This is a genomic window from Flavobacterium rhizophilum, from assembly GCF_046000485.1.
GTDB classification, from domain to species: Bacteria; Bacteroidota; Bacteroidia; order Flavobacteriales; family Flavobacteriaceae; genus Flavobacterium; species Flavobacterium rhizophilum.
In genome coordinates this window covers 114,284-132,375 of the sequence record NZ_JBELQB010000011.1, presented here as the reverse complement: position 1 = coordinate 132,375, position 18,092 = coordinate 114,284, and the positions used below count along the sequence as shown (strand labels likewise).

At 40.3% G+C, this 18,092-nt stretch carries 1 protein-coding gene; it reads left to right on the top strand.

What is annotated here, in order from left to right:
- Positions 1-52: 52 nt before the first annotated feature.
- Complete coding sequence (locus ABS768_RS14315; protein WP_408075625.1) at positions 53-18,028, top strand: T9SS type B sorting domain-containing protein; 17,976 nt, start codon at positions 53-55, stop codon at positions 18,026-18,028.
- Positions 18,029-18,092 lie beyond the last annotated feature (64 nt).

Sequence of the window (18,092 nt, the reverse complement as noted above, 5' to 3'; positions counted from 1 at the left end):
ACAACTGATTTAATTGTATAAAACCAACTAAAAAACACCAATACAAACACAAATGCATTTAAGAATACACAATTTAAGGATAAAGATCCTGCTAGGGTTTTTACTGTCGTGTTTTGCCATGCAGGCACAGTTAGAGGTACCTTTTACGATAAGGTATCAGGACAATATTAAGGGTGATATTACTCAAATCTCCAATAATATTGTTAACAGGGATAATAGCTCATACGATCCGGAGGATGCTTATCCGCAATGGGGGGAATGGAGTAATTACAATGATAATTATACCATGCGTTATATTGATATTGATGGTGATTCGTCTACTTTCAGTTCGAGTAGCGCAACACTCTCCACTATTACTGATGTAAGCTGTAGTACGGTAGTTTATGCTGCCATGTACTGGTCTGCAACTTATAGGTATAACAGTAGTTCAGGGAGTGGTAGTAGTACCAGGGTAACTAACTTTAATGAGGTAAAATTAAAGTTGCCGGGAGCTGCTAACTATACTGATATTACCGGGACTGTAATTTACGATGGCTTTGGTAGTGCTTCCTTAAATTCAAGCAGTCCCTACGTTTGTTATGCAGATATTACAACTCTTATTGCCGGGCTGGGAAATCCTAATGGTACATACACCGCAGCCAATATACGAGCAACTCAAGGTAGTGTTTCAGGAGGTGTCTCAGGAGGATGGACTATTTTCATCGTGTATGAAAATCCTAATAAGCCGGGGAAATATGTAACTTCTTACGACGGTTTTGCCGGAGTAAATAGTGGGTTGGGAAGTATAGATGTTAATTATACTGGTTTTACAACAGTACCGGCACCGCTACCGGTAAGAGCTAAGTTAATGGCTTGTGCACTTGAGGGAGATAGGGATATTACAGGAGATAGATTAAGATTCAAAGATGCTTCTGAAACAAACTATACTAATCTTTCTAACAATTTAAATCCGTCTAATAATTTCTTCAATAGTAATATAACTTACCTTGATGCAGGTGATGTTGAGCAAAATTTCACCAATAGGGTTCCAAATAGTAGTAATACACTTGGATATGATGCAGATATAATTAATATTAATCAGGGATTAATTCATAATAGTTCTACCGGAGCTAACCTGAGAATCACATCTACAGGAGATACTTACTTTATGTTCTTCAATGCGCTTAGTGTTGATATTATTGAGCCGGATATCCAGTTGGTAAAAACGGTTGAAGATTTAGCAGGTAATGATATAGGTGGTGCCGATGTGAACCTTGGCGACTATTTAGAATATGTAATAAGCTTTCAAAACTTAGGTAATGACGATACAACTTCGTTTACCATTACCGATATACTTCCGAACAATACATATTTTCAGGGTGTAACGTTTAGTCCTGAAAGTGGTATGGATGACAGTAACTATAGTTATGATCCTGTAACAGAAACAATTACTTTCATTATTCCTGATGAACTTGTTGAAGAAAACGATCCTGCTTATGAGATACGCCTTTTAGTTAGGGTGGCAGAAAGTTGTAATGACCTTAAAGATGCGTGTTCTAATATTATCCAGAACAGTGCTTATGCTACTTATCAGGGTGTATTAAACAGTAACGTTATTTCTAACGATCCAAGTATTGCAGGGATTAACGGATGTGGTCAGCCCGTTACAGGTCCGGCAAACTTCCTTGTAGATATAGACGATTGTAATTTTGAACGTACAGTAACTCTTTGTTCTACTTCTGTTGATGTTTCGGCACCAGACGGGTACGACAGTTACGAATGGTATGATAGTGATGATAACCTAATTGGTACTACACAAACCATAACCATAACTGCAGAAGGAGAATACTATGTGATAAATACTGCGGCTGCTCCTTGTGTTTCTACAACAGAACACGTAACGGTAAACAGCTACAGTACCATTATACCAAACCCGGTTATACCATTTGCCGATGAAACACCTATGTGTGCAAATAACGGTAAGGTTATGCCGAATATCTTTTTATGTGGTGCAGATGATGAACAACTAATTGAAACAGGTATTACAGATGCTACAAGTATAAGCTGGCAAAAGCTTGATGAGTCAGACTGTTTATCAGCTTGTAGTACGTGTGGCGATTTACCGTCAGACTGTCCTTGGGTAGGCTGTCCTAACAGTAGTTGGGTTGAAGTTTCTACAGGTCAGGATTATACTGCAGATACATCTGGTCAGTACCGTTTGGTAGTAAACTATGACGGATGTTTTGGTACATTTTACTTCAATGTGTATAAAAACCTACTTGATCCTCAATACACAAAAGAAAATATTGTTTGTGGTAGTGACGGAAATATTACCATTACAAACGTACCTGCAGGTTATGAATATCAGTTAGTAAACCAGAGTACAAATACTGTTATTTATGACTATGCCGATGGTATGGGACCATCATTTGATATTACGGCTTCAGGTATTTATACCGTTAATATCAGGCAACAGGGGGTAGATACCACACCGGGTAATACCTACTGTGAATTTTCTGTAGGAAATATAGGTATACAAAATAATGCTATTAGTGTTAATGTTATTACCGAAAATGCAACGTGTGACGGTTTAGGTAGCATTAGGCTACAGGCGCTAAATGTAGGTCCGCAATATTACTTTGAGATTACAGGTCCGTCAAGTGACTCACATGGTCCTGTAATCGATAATAACCACCTTTTTGAAAACCTTAACCCTGGCACATATAATTATACTGTTACTACAGATGACGGGTGTAGTGAAACAGGTTCGGTTACGATTATAGATGAAAGTGACCTTGATTTAGTAGCATCCGTTTCTCAGAATATTTCCTGTAAAGAGGGTAATATCCAAATGAATGCTTCCGGAGGTAAAACACCTTACATCTATGCTATTTACAGTGAGAATGGTGTGCTAAAAAATCCTACTGCATCAGATTTCCAAACCAGTGTAATTTTTGATGTACTTATAGGTCATGAAGGAGATTATGTATTCATTGTAATGGATGGTAACGGATGTACCAGTCTTTCTAATGAAGTTACCATAATACTTGTTCCTGATGTTGAGTATACAACTTCTGTAAATATGGTGAGTTGTAATGGTGCTAACGACGGATCAATTATATATACCGTTACTAATACTAACGGATATAATGTGTCTTTTGATCTTTTTGATGCTACCGATACAATCATTACATCAAACAATTCGGGTACATTTACTTCACTTGCTCCCGGTGATTATACAGTAGTTTTACGTGAGACTAAAGGAAACAGAACTTGTGAGTTCCCGTTTGACTTTACTATTACTGAGCCAGATCCAATAACAGGAGGTACAGCAGCAGTTACACAGGAGTTTGACTGTACTGTAGCAGGATCTTTAGGGGCTACCATAACAGTAGATACTTCTACAATAGCAGGTGGTACACCAACTTATGAATACAGTATTGACGGAATTACTTTTGGTACAGCAACGAGCTTTACAGGTCTTACAGCAGGTACTTATACTATTACAGTAAGAGATGCTAACAACTGTACTCATGTAATTGATACTATAGTGATTGACCCTGTAGTACAACCGTCAGATCTTACTGTGAGTGCCACTACACCTAGCTGTCCGGCATTGACTTCAGATCTTACTCTTGCTGTTACAGGAGGTGAGGCGCCGTTTAACTACGAGATTACGGCTCCGGCAGCAGCTATAACAAACAACGGAACAAACAATGTATTTACAGGTCTTGCTGCGGGTACATATACCTTTATGGTTACAGACAGTAAAGGATGTACTTACAGTGAAAACTATACAATACAACAGTTAACTCCAATTGCGGTTAACGGTCAGCCTGTAAGCAATGTTACTTGTTTTGGTGCTACAGATGGTACACTTAACTTTAACGTTTCGAGCTTCTCTACAAACTATACTTACGATGTGGTTAATGGAGCATCAACTTCTGTTTCCTCTTCTGCATCGGCTACAAATGCTACAATAGCCCTTACAGGCCTTGCAGCAGATGCATATACAATAACAGTACAGGATAATGTTACAGGTTGTACAGCAACTGCAACGGTTACTATTAGTGCTCCGTCGGCAGCTTTAGCAATTACAAACACTGTTAACCCTATAACCTGTCTTGCAGACGGTAGCTTAAATGTTATTGCTACTGGAGGATGGGGTGGTTATGAGTATACCTTAACGCTACCTGATTCCTCTACAGTAGGACCACAGTCGGGTTCATCGTTTACAGGGCTTACTCAAAACGGTACTTATACCATATCGGTAACAGATGCTAACAACTGTACCGTTACAGATACATTTACATTAACTACACCTGTACCGCCTACGGCTTCAATTTCAGGTTCTGATATTTGTTATGATGCTAATGGTGCTTCACTAACGGTATCGGTTACAGATGGTACAGCTCCGTTCACTTACTCGATTAACGGAAATCCGGATCAGTCATCTAATGTATTTGCCAGCCTAACACCTGGTAGTTATACCATAGTGGTTACTGATGCTTACGGATGTACTGATTCGGTTACACAAACCATAGCACCAACACTTACAGCTATGGCTTCCTTTGTAAAAGGTTTAGACTGTACAGCTTCTCCTGATGCACAAATAACTGTAGCCATAAACGGAGGTACTGCAGCTTATACTTATGAAGTTTCTTCAAACGGAGGTACTACTTACGGTACTTCTTCGGCCGTAACAGGATCTTCAATAAGTTTCCAAACAGCTACTGCGGGTTCTTACAGATTCCGTATTACAGATGCTAACGGATGTGTGGTACAATCAAACATTATAAACATTGCACCGCTTACATTACCGTCTATTACTTCTGCAACACAGTCGCAGGCAGTATTATGTAATGGTGACAGCTCTGGGGCTATTACTGTTGTTGTGGATAACACAACCGGTACAGGTCCATTTACAATAAACGTATATAACGATACTACAGGTACCGATTATGGTACACAAACTACAGGTTTACCTGCAGGTAGTTATACGGTAACCTTAACGGATGATAACTCTTGTACAGATACAGCTACTGTTGTTATCACAGAACCGGATCCTATTACGTTTAATGTCTCTATTGTACCAATTACATGTAATAACCCGGATACAACCTTTGGTGAAATTATAATTGAAAATACAGCTGGAGGTACTGCAGATTATACTTATTATTTAACAAATAACTACGATAGTTCAGTACAGCAGTACTCAACTACACCGGGTAATGAAGACCATACTTTCCAGGTACTTAACTTTGGTATCTATACCCTTTCGATTGTAGACGCTAACGGTTGTACTGTTGTAGATGACAATATTGTAATTGCTTCTCCGCCAACAGATCTTGACATTAGTGTAACACCTACACCGCCAGCAGACTGTTTGTCTGGTGGTACGGCAGCAGTAACAGTTCAGGCAAGTGTAGGTAGTGGTAACTATGAATTTGCGATTTTAGAACAGTTGAATCTACCTTATGTAGACGATCCAGTGAATGACTATCAGCCTGCCAACTCAGGTACAGACACAAGAATATTTACAGGTTTAATTCCTGGTATAGTATACACATTTGTTGTACACGATATAACAACAAACTGTTACTACTTTAAATCGGCTGATATTGCTATTCCGCCATTATCTGCATTAACCTCTACTATTGATACTGTTAATAATGTAACCTGTACAGGTAGTGCCGATGGTAATATTACCTTTACTATAGATGGTTATGCCAGTGGAGCTACTCAGGTAGGCTATGAGGTATATTATGCACAAACGAATACACCCCTTTCACCGGTAGTAGGAGGTACAGTACCTGTATCTGTCGGGCCGGAAACAGTTTCTAATGTTGGACCTTTAGAGCCGGGTACCTATTATATATTATTTACTGAGCTTGACGGAGGTTTAGCAAGTTGTACTAATGCTTCTGCTCAATTTACAATTGTTCAGTCGGCTGAGCTTCTTGAAGTATCGGCCGTGGTTATAACAAACGATAACTGTAATACTAATGCAGGTGTTATATCGGCAACTGCAGAGGGTGGTACGGCACCATACCAGTACTTAATCCAACCAAGTACAGATGCTGCACCAACAGCAGGAAGCGCAGGATGGAGTAGTGCTAACAGCTTTAATGTTGAAGGTGGTACTTATACGGTATATGCAATGGATGCTTACGGATGTATCCAGCCAACTGCTACACCAATAGTTCTTGATACAGATCCTTCTCCGGTAATTGCATTGTCTGTTGTTCAGCAATGTAATACTGCCGAAGGTAATTATTCAATTCAGGTAGACCTTACTACAGCTGGTATGCCTCCATACACTTACAGTTTTAATGGTGGTGGATATCAGGCACAGTCGGGTACTACATTTACTTACGACGGTCTTACTTCAGGAACTTATACGGTAGAGGTTAGAGACGTTAATGGTTGTACTAACCCGCAAACTATAACTATTTATCCTCCATTAAACCTGTCACTGGCAGTTACGGCACAGCCAACCTGTACAACTAATGATGGTGAGATTACGGTAACAGCAGCAGGAGGTTCGGGTAACTATACTTACGAGCTACAGGATTCATCAAACGCTGTAATTGTTGCTGCAAATGCTTCAAATGTATTTACAGGTCAGCCATTTGGTGACTACATCGTGGTTGTTACAGATAGTACAACAGGATGTAGTGTAACAGCTCCAGTTAGCCTTGAAGAGCCTACTCCGGTAGTGTTTACTTACGCTTCACAAAATGTAAGCTGTAATGGCGCAAATGACGGATCGATAGTAGTAACTCTAGATGCTTCTAACGATAATCCTGTTTATACTTATACACTTGATGACGGAACTAATCCGCCGGTAGTACAAAACTCTAATACATTTACAGGATTAGCTGCCGGAACGTATGATATAACGGTAACTTCAGGTAAAAACTGTATTGCTACCGAAACAGTAGTGATTACAGAACCTTCAGTACTAACATTAACTGCAACAGCAACTGATTTTGCCTGTGATGCTACAAATACAGTTCAAACATCGGTAATTACTGCAGCAGTAGGGGCGGGCACAGGTACGGCTCCTTACACTTACAGTATAGATGGTACGAACTTCTTTACAACAAATATTTTTGAAGTTGTAGATAACGGTGCTGTACAAAATATTACTGTTACAGTTAAAGACAGTAACAACTGTACGACAACATTCCCGCTAACAATAAATCCGTTGCCGGAAATAATAGATGTTGTTCCTACACTTCTAACAGAAATAACATGTAACAATGACGAAACAGTTACTATTACGGTAACAGGAGGTTCGGGCGATTTTACTTTTGATCTGCTTCCGTTAGGTTCGCAGGCTTCGGTAACACCGGGCGCCGGAGTATACACAGCAACATTCGACCTTTCTGCACCGGGTAGCTATAACTTCCAGGTAACAGATAACGTAACGGGATGTTATGAAGTTACTTCAACACCATACGACATTGTTCCTTTTGATACTATTGCAGTAGAGGCTACAGCTTCTACTCAGGTTACCTGTTATGGCGGTACTGATGGTACTATCACTATAAACGTAACAGGTTATAACGGAAACTACGACTTTGTAGTGACCGACTCTTTAGGTGCTACGGTAGGTAGTGGCAGTAATACCACAACTACAAACCCTTATATCATAACAGGTTTAGTTGCAGGTAATCATTATGTTACCATTACAGCTACAGACAGTCCTTTCTGTACTGCCGACTCTAATGTGATAACAATTGGTTCTCCTTCAAACCCGTTAGTACTAAACGCTTCTCAAACAGCAAGTGTTACCTGTACAAACGACCAAGGAGAGATTATAGCTACCGCTACAGGTGGTTGGGGCACTTATCAGTATGAACTGGTAAACAACACTACTTCAACCACGGTTCAGGCTTATGCTACAAACAGTACCTTCACCGGATTAGCAGCAGGAAACTATACTGTTTCGGTACAGGATGCCGGAGGTTGTATTGTTTCTCAAACTATTAATCTGGTACAGCCGGCACCTATTACGGCAAGTATTTCAGCTTCGGCAACAGCTCTTCTTTGTAACGGAGATAATACTGCTACCATAACAGCAACATCTGTTGCCGGAGGTGAGGGTATTTATCAGTATATACTAAATACTTATGATGATGCAGGTACTACAATTGTGTATAGTTCAGATGCACAGCTAACTCCTTCGTTTAATAATCTGGGAGCTGGTATTTACAGTATAACTGTAACAGACGGATGGAACTGTGATGTTACTACGGTAACAGTTGAGATTACAGAACCGGATCCGATTCAGGCTTTCCTTAACCTTACAGATACATTAACCTGTACAACAGGTGCAGAGATTACAGTTTCTGCAACAGGAGGTATAGCGCCATACCAGTACAGCTTAGATGGTATTACTTATGATACTACTACAGTATTTTCAGGCTTATCGGCAGGAACGTACCAGGTATATGTAACCGATGCTAATAACTGTACGGCAGTACTTAGTAATGAAGTTACAGTACTTCCGGTACCGCCACTAACAATAAACTTAGACCTTACCAATGCAGTGATTAACTGTTTTGGGGAGTCAACAGCTTCTATTACAGCAAATGTAACGGGAGGTTTAGGTAACTACAGTTATGAACTTCTTGACAGCGGAAGTCTTGTTATCGCAGGTCCGCAGACGGAGAATACTTTTACAGGTCTTGCAACAGGTACTTACTACGTTCATGTGATAAGTGGTGACTGTGAGGAAACTTCTCCGGCAATTAACATCACATCTCCACCGGAATTCATAGCATCGGTATCGCATACAAATGTACTGTGTTACAATGAGCAGAATGGTACTATTACCGTTACAGCTTCGGGTGGTACAGGAAATGTTCAGTATGCAATCTCTCCAAATCTTGACCAGTTTGTAGACACTAATGTATTTACTAATCTTGCAGCAGGTTTATATGATGTTATCGCTCAGGATCAGAACGGATGTTTTGAACTGTTCCAGGTTGAAATTTTAAACCCTGCTCTTCTTGAGGCTTCAATAGATATTGCAAGCCTTGTAAATGAGGTTTGTTTAGGAGATTCTAACGCATCAATCACTGTTAATATAACAGGTGGTACGGGTACTTATGAAATCGCTATAGACAACATTATGGATCCGTCAGATGATATACTCACGTATATATCTGTAACCGGTTCTCAACATACGTTTACTAACTTGGCAGGAGGTACAGCTTATAGTATTCACGTAATGGATACTAACGGATGTGATATCAACCCTGCGTTAGAACAGTATATGCCACCGGGAGTTGATATGACTCCGAGTGCAACTGTAGTTGATAACTGTACCAATAATGTACCGGGTAATGTAGTAACTATTGATTATACTACAACTCAGAGTTTAAATGCAGCAGATATTACATACTCTGTAGACGGAACTACTTATCAGGCTTCAAATACGTTTACTAACCTAGCTCCGGGTACATATACAGCTTATATACAGCATACAAACGGATGTATAAAAAATGTAGACTTTACTATTGATAACCTGTTACCAATAACAATAGATACAGCAACAGTAACTGCTGACGTGTTATGTTTTGGAGAGTCAACAGGTGAGATTACAGTAACTGCATCGGGTGGTACCGGTACACTACAGTATGCTATTTCCCCTGCTTTTGCGTATGGTTCGGCTAATGTATTCGGCAACCTTCCGGCAGGTGATTATACTGTAAGGGTAACGGATGACCTTGGTTGTGAGATTGAAACGACTACATTAACGATAAACGAGCCAACGGCTCCGTTAAGTTTAGACAATGCAGTAACTACCGATGAGGTATGTTACACTGCTGCCGATGGTACTGTTACACTAACCATTAGCGGAGGTACAGCACCATACTCTACAAGTGTTGATTCGAGTAATCCTGCTGATTTTACTCAGGATCAGTTAGTATACACAGGATTAACAGCGGGTACACACACTATTTATGTGACCGATGCTCATGGTTGTGCTATCACACCAGTTGATATAACTATCAATGAGGGTGTTGATATGACACCAAGTGCAGATATTGTTGACAACTGTACCAATAATGTACCAGGTAATGAGGTTACTATTAGTGTGGCTTCATCACAAACACTTGATCCTGCCGATTTAACGTACTCGGTAGATGGTACTGCTTATCAGGCTTCAAACATATTCAGCAACTTAGCTCCGGGTAATTACACTGCCTATGTACAGCATGTTAACGGATGTACAGAAACAACAACATTTACAATCAATACACTACAGCCAATAACAATAGATACGGCAACAGTAACTGCAAATGTGTTATGTTTTGGAGAATCAACAGGTGAGATTACAGTAACCGCCACAGGTGGTACAGGTACACTACAGTACGCAATATCTCCTTCATTTGTGTATGGTTCGACTAACGTATTCGGGAACCTTCCGGCAGGTGATTATACTGTAAGGTTAACCGACGGTATAGGTTGTGAAATTGAAACAGTAACACTAACAGTAAACGAGCCTACTGCAGCACTTACAGCTTCTGTAGATGATGTTACTGATGAAATATGTTTAAATGCTGCTGATGGTACTGTTACTGTTACAGTAACAGGAGGTACTGCTCCATATTCAACAAGTTTGGATGGTGCCGCTTATGTTCAGGATCAGTTTGTTTATACAGGTCTGGCAGCAGGTACTCATACCGTTAATGTTACCGATGCTAACGGATGTGTTATCGCTACACCACTTACATTTACGGTTAATCCGGGTGTAAGCATTCAGCCAACAGCCGATATAATTCCTACATGTACAAACAATGTACCGGGTAACGTAATCTTTATACTTACTAATGCAGCTATAGATCCTGCTGAACTTCAGTACTCTTTAGATGGTGTTACTTATCAGGCTTCAAATACATTTGTAAACTTAGCCGCAGGAAATTATACTGCTTATGTACAGCATACAAACGGATGTTTACAGACAGTAAACTTCACTATTAATGCACTACAGCCTATAGCTATAGACAGTGCTGTTGCTACAGCCGATGTACTTTGTTTTGGCGATGCAACAGGTGAGATTACAGTAAACGCTTCAGGCGGTACAGGTACGCTTCTTTATGCTATATCTACAGATGCGGGGAACTTTACTACTAACAATGTATTTACAGATCTTACAGCAGGTACATATACTGTTACTGTAAGAGATGATATAGGTTGTGAGATTACAACAGGTAATATAGTGGTTGATGAGCCAACGGCTCCGCTAAGTTTAGATAATGCAGCTACTACCGATGAGGTATGTTACACTGCTGCCGATGGTACTGTTACACTAACCATTAGCGGAGGTACAGCACCATACTCTACAAGTGTTGATTCGAGTAACCCTGCTGATTTTACTCAGGATCAGTTAGTATATACAGGTTTAACAGCGGGTACACATACTATTTATGTGACTGATGATAACGGATGTGCTATCACACCGTTTGTAATAACGATCAATGAAGGTGTTGATATGACACCATCAGCTACAGTAGTTGACAACTGTACTAACAATGTACCGGGTAATGAGGTTACTATTAGTGTGGCTTCATCACAAACTCTTGACCCGGCTGATATGCAGTACTCTGTAGACGGTACTACTTATCAGGCGTCAAACGTGTTCAACAACTTAGCTCCGGGTAATTATACTGCCTATGTGCAGCATGCTAACGGATGTATAGAAACAACAGCATTCACAATCAATACACTACAACCAATAACCATAGATACAGCAACAGTAACTGCTAATGTGTTATGTTTTGGAGAGTCAACGGGTGAGATTACAGTAACCGCTTCAGGTGGTACAGGTACACTTCAGTACGCAATATCTCCTTCATTTGTATATAGTTCGACTAATGTATTCGCAAACCTTCCGGCAGGTGATTATACGGTAAGGGTAACGGATGACCTTGGTTGTGAGATTGAAACGACTACATTAACGATAAACGAGCCAACGGCTCCGTTAAGTTTAGACAATGCAGTAACTACCGATGAGGTATGTTACACTGCTGCCGATGGTACTGTTACACTAACCATTAGCGGAGGTACAGCACCATACTCTACAAGTGTTGATTCGAGTAATCCTGCTGATTTTACTCAGGATCAGTTAGTATATACAGGTTTAACAGCGGGTACACACACTATTTATGTGACCGATGCTCATGGTTGTGCTATCACACCGGTTGATATAACTATCAATGAGGGGCGTGATATGACACCATCGGTTACAGTAGTAGATAACTGTACCAATAATGTACCGGGTAACGAGGTAACAGTTGATGTGAGTTCATCACAAACGCTTAATCCTACCGACTTACAATACTCTCTGGATGGTACAAACTATCAGGCTTCAAACGTATTTAACAATTTGGCACCGGGTAACTATACAGTTTATGTAAGACATACTAACGGATGTGTTCAAATAACTACCTTTACTATTAATGTACTTCAACCGGTAACTGCTTCGGCAGTAGCAACTACCAATGTAGGATGTAAAGGAGAATCAACAGGTGAGATTACAGTAACCGCTTCGGGGGGTACAGGTACGCTTCAGTACGCAATTTCTCCAGATTATATTTACGGTTCGTCTAACGTGTTCTCAGACCTTGCCGCAGGAAGTTATACTGTGATGGTGACCGATGGTATAGGTTGTGAAGTGGTACTAAACGCAATACAGGTAACAGAACCAGTTAACGTACTTACTTCTACAATCGATGTTGTAACACCTGAAATATGTTTCAATGCTCAGGACGGTACAGTAACAATTTCTGTAACAGGAGGTACACCACCATATTACACAAGTCTTGATTCTAACAACCCTGCAGATTATGTTCAGGATGTATTTACTTATACAGGTCTTACAGCAGGTACACATACTATTTATGTGACCGATGATAACGGATGTAGTATTCCGGTTCCGTTAACTTTTGAGATTGAACAGGGTGTTAGTATTCAGCCGGTAGCCGAAGTATACCCTACATGTACAAATAACGTACCGGGTAACGTAATATTTATTTTAACGAATCCGTCTCTTGACCCTGCAGATCTAACATACTCGTTAGATGGTGTGGCTTACCAGACAGATAATTATTTTGCAAACCTTGCTCCGGGTAACTATACAGCTTATATACAGCATACAAATGGATGTGTACAAATGGTAGACTTTACTATCGATGTTCATCTGCCAATTGTGATTGACAGTGCTGTTGTGACTGCCGATGTATTATGTTATGGGGAGTCAACAGGTGAGATTACTGTAACCGCTTCAGGAGGTACAGGTGTATTACTGTATGCTATTTCTTCAGACGCGGGTAACTATACAACAAACAATGTATTCACTAACCTTGCGGCGGGAGACTATACAGTAAGTGTTACAGATGAAATAGGTTGTGAAATAGGAACTGCTATATTAACGATAAACGAACCAACAGCTCCGTTAAGCTTAGACAATGCGGCCACTACCGATGAGGTATGTTACACTGCTGCCGATGGTACTGTTACCCTAACAATTAGTGGAGGTACAGCGCCATATTCTACAAGTATAGATTCTAACAATGTTGCCGACTTTACTCAGGACCAGTTAGTGTATACGGGTTTAGCAGTTGGCACACACACAATTTATGTGACCGATGCTCATGGTTGTGCTATCACACCAGTTGATATAACTATTAATGAAGGAGCCGATATGACTCCGAGTGCGAGTGTTGTAGACAACTGTACGAACAACGTACCGGGTAATGAGGTTACAATCAGTGTAGCTTCATCGCAAACACTTGATCCTGCCGATTTAATGTACTCGGTAGACGGTACTACTTATCAGGCGTCAAATGTGTTCAACAACTTAGCTTCGGGCAACTACACCGCTTATGTTCAGCATGCTAACGGATGTATAGAAACCACAACGTTTACTATCAATACGCTACAACCTATTACAATAGATACAGAAGCAGTAACTGCCGATGTATCGTGTAAAGGAGAGTCAACAGGTGAGATTACAGTAACCGCTTCAGGTGGTACAGGTACGCTACAGTACGCTATTTCTCCAGACTTTATCTACGGTTCATCAAATGTGTTCACTAACCTTGCGGCAGGTGATTACACTGTGAGAGTTACCGATGGTATAGGTTGTGAGATTGAGACTGCTACATTAACGGTAAATGAGCCGGTAGACTTCTTAACTTCAGTAATCGATGTTGTAACGCCGGAGATATGTTTCAATGCTCAGGATGGTACAGTGACTATCTCTGTAACAGGAGGTACTGCACCATATTCTACAAGTCTTGATTCGAACAATCCTGCCGATTTTGTAGAGAATGTGTTTACTTACACAGGCCTTACAGCAGGTACACACACTATTTATGTTACAGATGATAACGGATGTAGTATTCCTGTTCCGTTAACCTTTGATATTGAGCCGGGAGCTGATATGACTCCGAGTGCGAGTGTTGTAGACAACTGTACGAACAACGTACCGGGTAATGAGGTTACAATCAGTGTAGCTTCATCGCAAACACTTGATCCTGCCGATTTAATGTACTCGGTAGACGGTACTACTTATCAGGCGTCAAATGTGTTCAACAACTTAGCTTCGGGCAACTACACCGCTTATGTTCAGCATGCTAACGGATGTATAGAAACCACAACGTTTACTATCAATACGCTACAACCTATTACAATAGATACAGAAGCAGTAACTGCCGATGTATCGTGTAAAGGAGAGTCAACAGGTGAGATTACAGTAACCGCTTCAGGTGGTACAGGTACGCTACAGTACGCTATTTCTCCAGACTTTATCTACGGTTCATCAAATGTGTTCACTAACCTTGCGGCAGGTGATTACACTGTGAGAGTTACCGATGGTATAGGTTGTGAGATTGAGACTGCTACATTAACGGTAAATGAGCCGGTAGACTTCTTAACTTCAGTAATCGATGTTGTAACGCCGGAGATATGTTTCAATGCTCAGGATGGTACAGTGACTATCTCTGTAACAGGAGGTACTGCACCATATTCTACAAGTCTTGATTCGAACAATCCTGCCGATTTTGTAGAGAATGTGTTTACTTACACAGGCCTTACAGCAGGTACACACACTATTTATGTTACAGATGATAACGGATGTAGTATTCCTGTTCCGTTAACCTTTGATATTGAGCCGGGAGCTGATATGACTCCGAGTGCGAGTGTTGTAGACAACTGTACGAACAACGTGCCGGGTAATGAGGTTACAATCAGTGTAGCTTCTTCTCAAACACTTGATCCTGCCGATTTAACCTACTCGGTAGACGGTACTACTTATCAGGCGTCAAACGTGTTCAACAACTTAGTGCCGGGCAACTACACCGCTTATGTTCAGCATGCAAACGGATGTATAGAAACAACAACGTTTACTATCAATACACTACAGCCTATTACAATAGATACGGCAATTGTAGTTAATAATGTATTGTGTTTTGGTGAAGAGACGGGTGAGATTACAGTAACCGCTTCAGGTGGTACAGGTACGCTACAGTATGCTATCTCTCCAGACTTTATCTACGGTTCATCAAATGTGTTCACTAACCTTGCTGCAGGTACTTATACAGTAAGAGTTACCGATGGTATAGGTTGTGAGGTTGAATCAGCAACTTTAACAATAACTACTCCGGCAGAACCTCTTGCAGCAACTTATGTAGCTGTAGATGAAACTTGTATTGGAGATGCAAACGGTTCGGTTACAATTTCTGTAACGGGAGGTACTGCGCCATACTCAACAAGCTTAGATGGTGTAACATTTGTTCAGGATCAGTTTACTTACTCAAATCTTTCAGCAGGCACCCATACTATTTATGTGACAGACGACAGCGGTTGTACAATAACTCCTATTGATTTTGTAATCCAGCAGGGGGTTAACACTCAGCCAACTGTAGATGTTATTGCAAACTGTATGAACAACATGCCGGGTAATGTAGTAACAATTAATATTGATGCACAATACTTAGGTGAAGTTCAGTACTCTGTAGACGGGTTTAACTATCAGGCTTCAAATACATTTATTGATCTTGCAGCAGGTACATATACAGCTTATGTACAGCATGTAAACGGATGTATCCAAACAATTGACTTTGATGTAGAAGATCATCAGTCTGTAAATGCTACAGCAACAGTTACCCAAAACGTGATTTGTTATGGTGATGACACTGGTGAGATTATAGTTACAGCTACAGGAGGTACAGGTCAGTTAGAATATGCTATCTCTCCTATATACACTTATTCAACTAACAACACATTCTCTTCACTAATTGCAGGTACATATACCATTAGGGTGAGAGATGAGTTAGGATGTGTTCAGGTAATCAACAACGTTGTTATAACTCAGTCTGAAACTCAGATTATCGCATCTGCCGACTGGACAGGAGAGACTTGTTATAACGCTAACGATGGTAATGTAACAGTAACAGTATCTGGTGGTACTGCGCCATATTCAACAAGTTTAGATGGTGTAACCTTTATCCAGGATCAGTTTACTTATACCAATCTAAGTGGTGGTCAGCATGTACTGTTTGTTCAGGATGCGGCAGGATGTCAAATTGTACCTATAGTATTTAATATAGAGCACGGTGTTGTAATTAATCCGGTAGTTTCGGTAACTCCAATATGTACAAACAACGTATCGTTAAGTATGCTTACGGTTACTAATATCAATCCTGCAATTGCAGACGAGGTTATGTACTCTCTTGACGGAGTGAACTATCAGTCTTCAAATGTATTTACAGATCTTCCTGACGGAAACTATGTGGTATACGTAATGCATGCCAATGGATGTGTTACTACAAGAGATGTCATGGTTAGACATGAAAAACCAATTCTTGGAGTAATAACAGTTGTAGATGCGCTTTGTAATGGTGAGGATAACGGTACGATTACAGTAAACGGATCAGGAGGAGTAGGTGCACTTACCTATGGTATCTCTCCGGATTTTGATATGACCGAAAATAACGTATTTAACATTGCAGCAGGTCAATACACTGTGAGAGTACAGGATGAAACAGGATGTTATAAAGAATATATAGCGACTGTAGACGAGCCAACGTCGTTAGTACTTACTGAGGTTGAAGTATATCCTGAAATTTGTGAGAACGATGATAATGCAGCAATTCTTATTGATATAACAGGTGGTACTGCACCATACTCAACAAGTATGGATATGGACGAGCCGTTTGAAGTAGGTAAGGATATGTATACAGATCTTGATGGTGGACAAACCTATACCATTTATGTTAAGGATGCTAACGGATGTGTAGCCTCTATAGATGTATGGATTGATGCTCCAATAATGATTAACGCGCAACCGGAACTTGTTTACAACTGTGATGAAAATGTACTTACGGTAAATGTTGAGACAGCCGTACAGGGTGCAGTAACCTACTCACTAAACGGAGGTACTCCTCAAACAAGTAATACGTTCACTAATCTTGCAGACGGAACTTATGTGGTAGATGTACTTCATGATTCAGGATGTATAGACAGTACTGAACCTGTAACAGTAACAAATACTACTGCACTGGTAATGATACTTGCCGAATCTGATATCAATGAGATTACGGCAACAACAACAGGAGGTTCAGGAGGTTATACTTATACCTTAAATGGTGAAGATATGGGAACTGATAATGTGTTTGAGATTTATTCAACAGGAACCTATGTGGTAACTGTAACCGACAGCAGAGGCTGTGTGGCCGAGAAATTATTATACTATGAGTTTGTAGACATTATCCTTCCGGATGTGATGTCACCAAATGATGATGGTATTAATGATACATGGGCACCTGGCCATGCAGAAAATTACCCTAACCTTGAGTTCTTTGTATTTGACAGGTATGGCCGTAAACTGGCTACACTAAGACAAGGACAGGAGTGGGATGGTAGATATAACGGACAGGAGTTGCCAACAGGAGATTATTGGTATATTGTAAAACTAAATAATCCTGAGGATGACAGAGAGTTTGTCGGACACTTTACTATTTTCAGATAATAAATTCATAAATAGCCATGGCTGCTTTTTGCAGCCGTGGCTTGAATTAAATAACAAGGCCAAA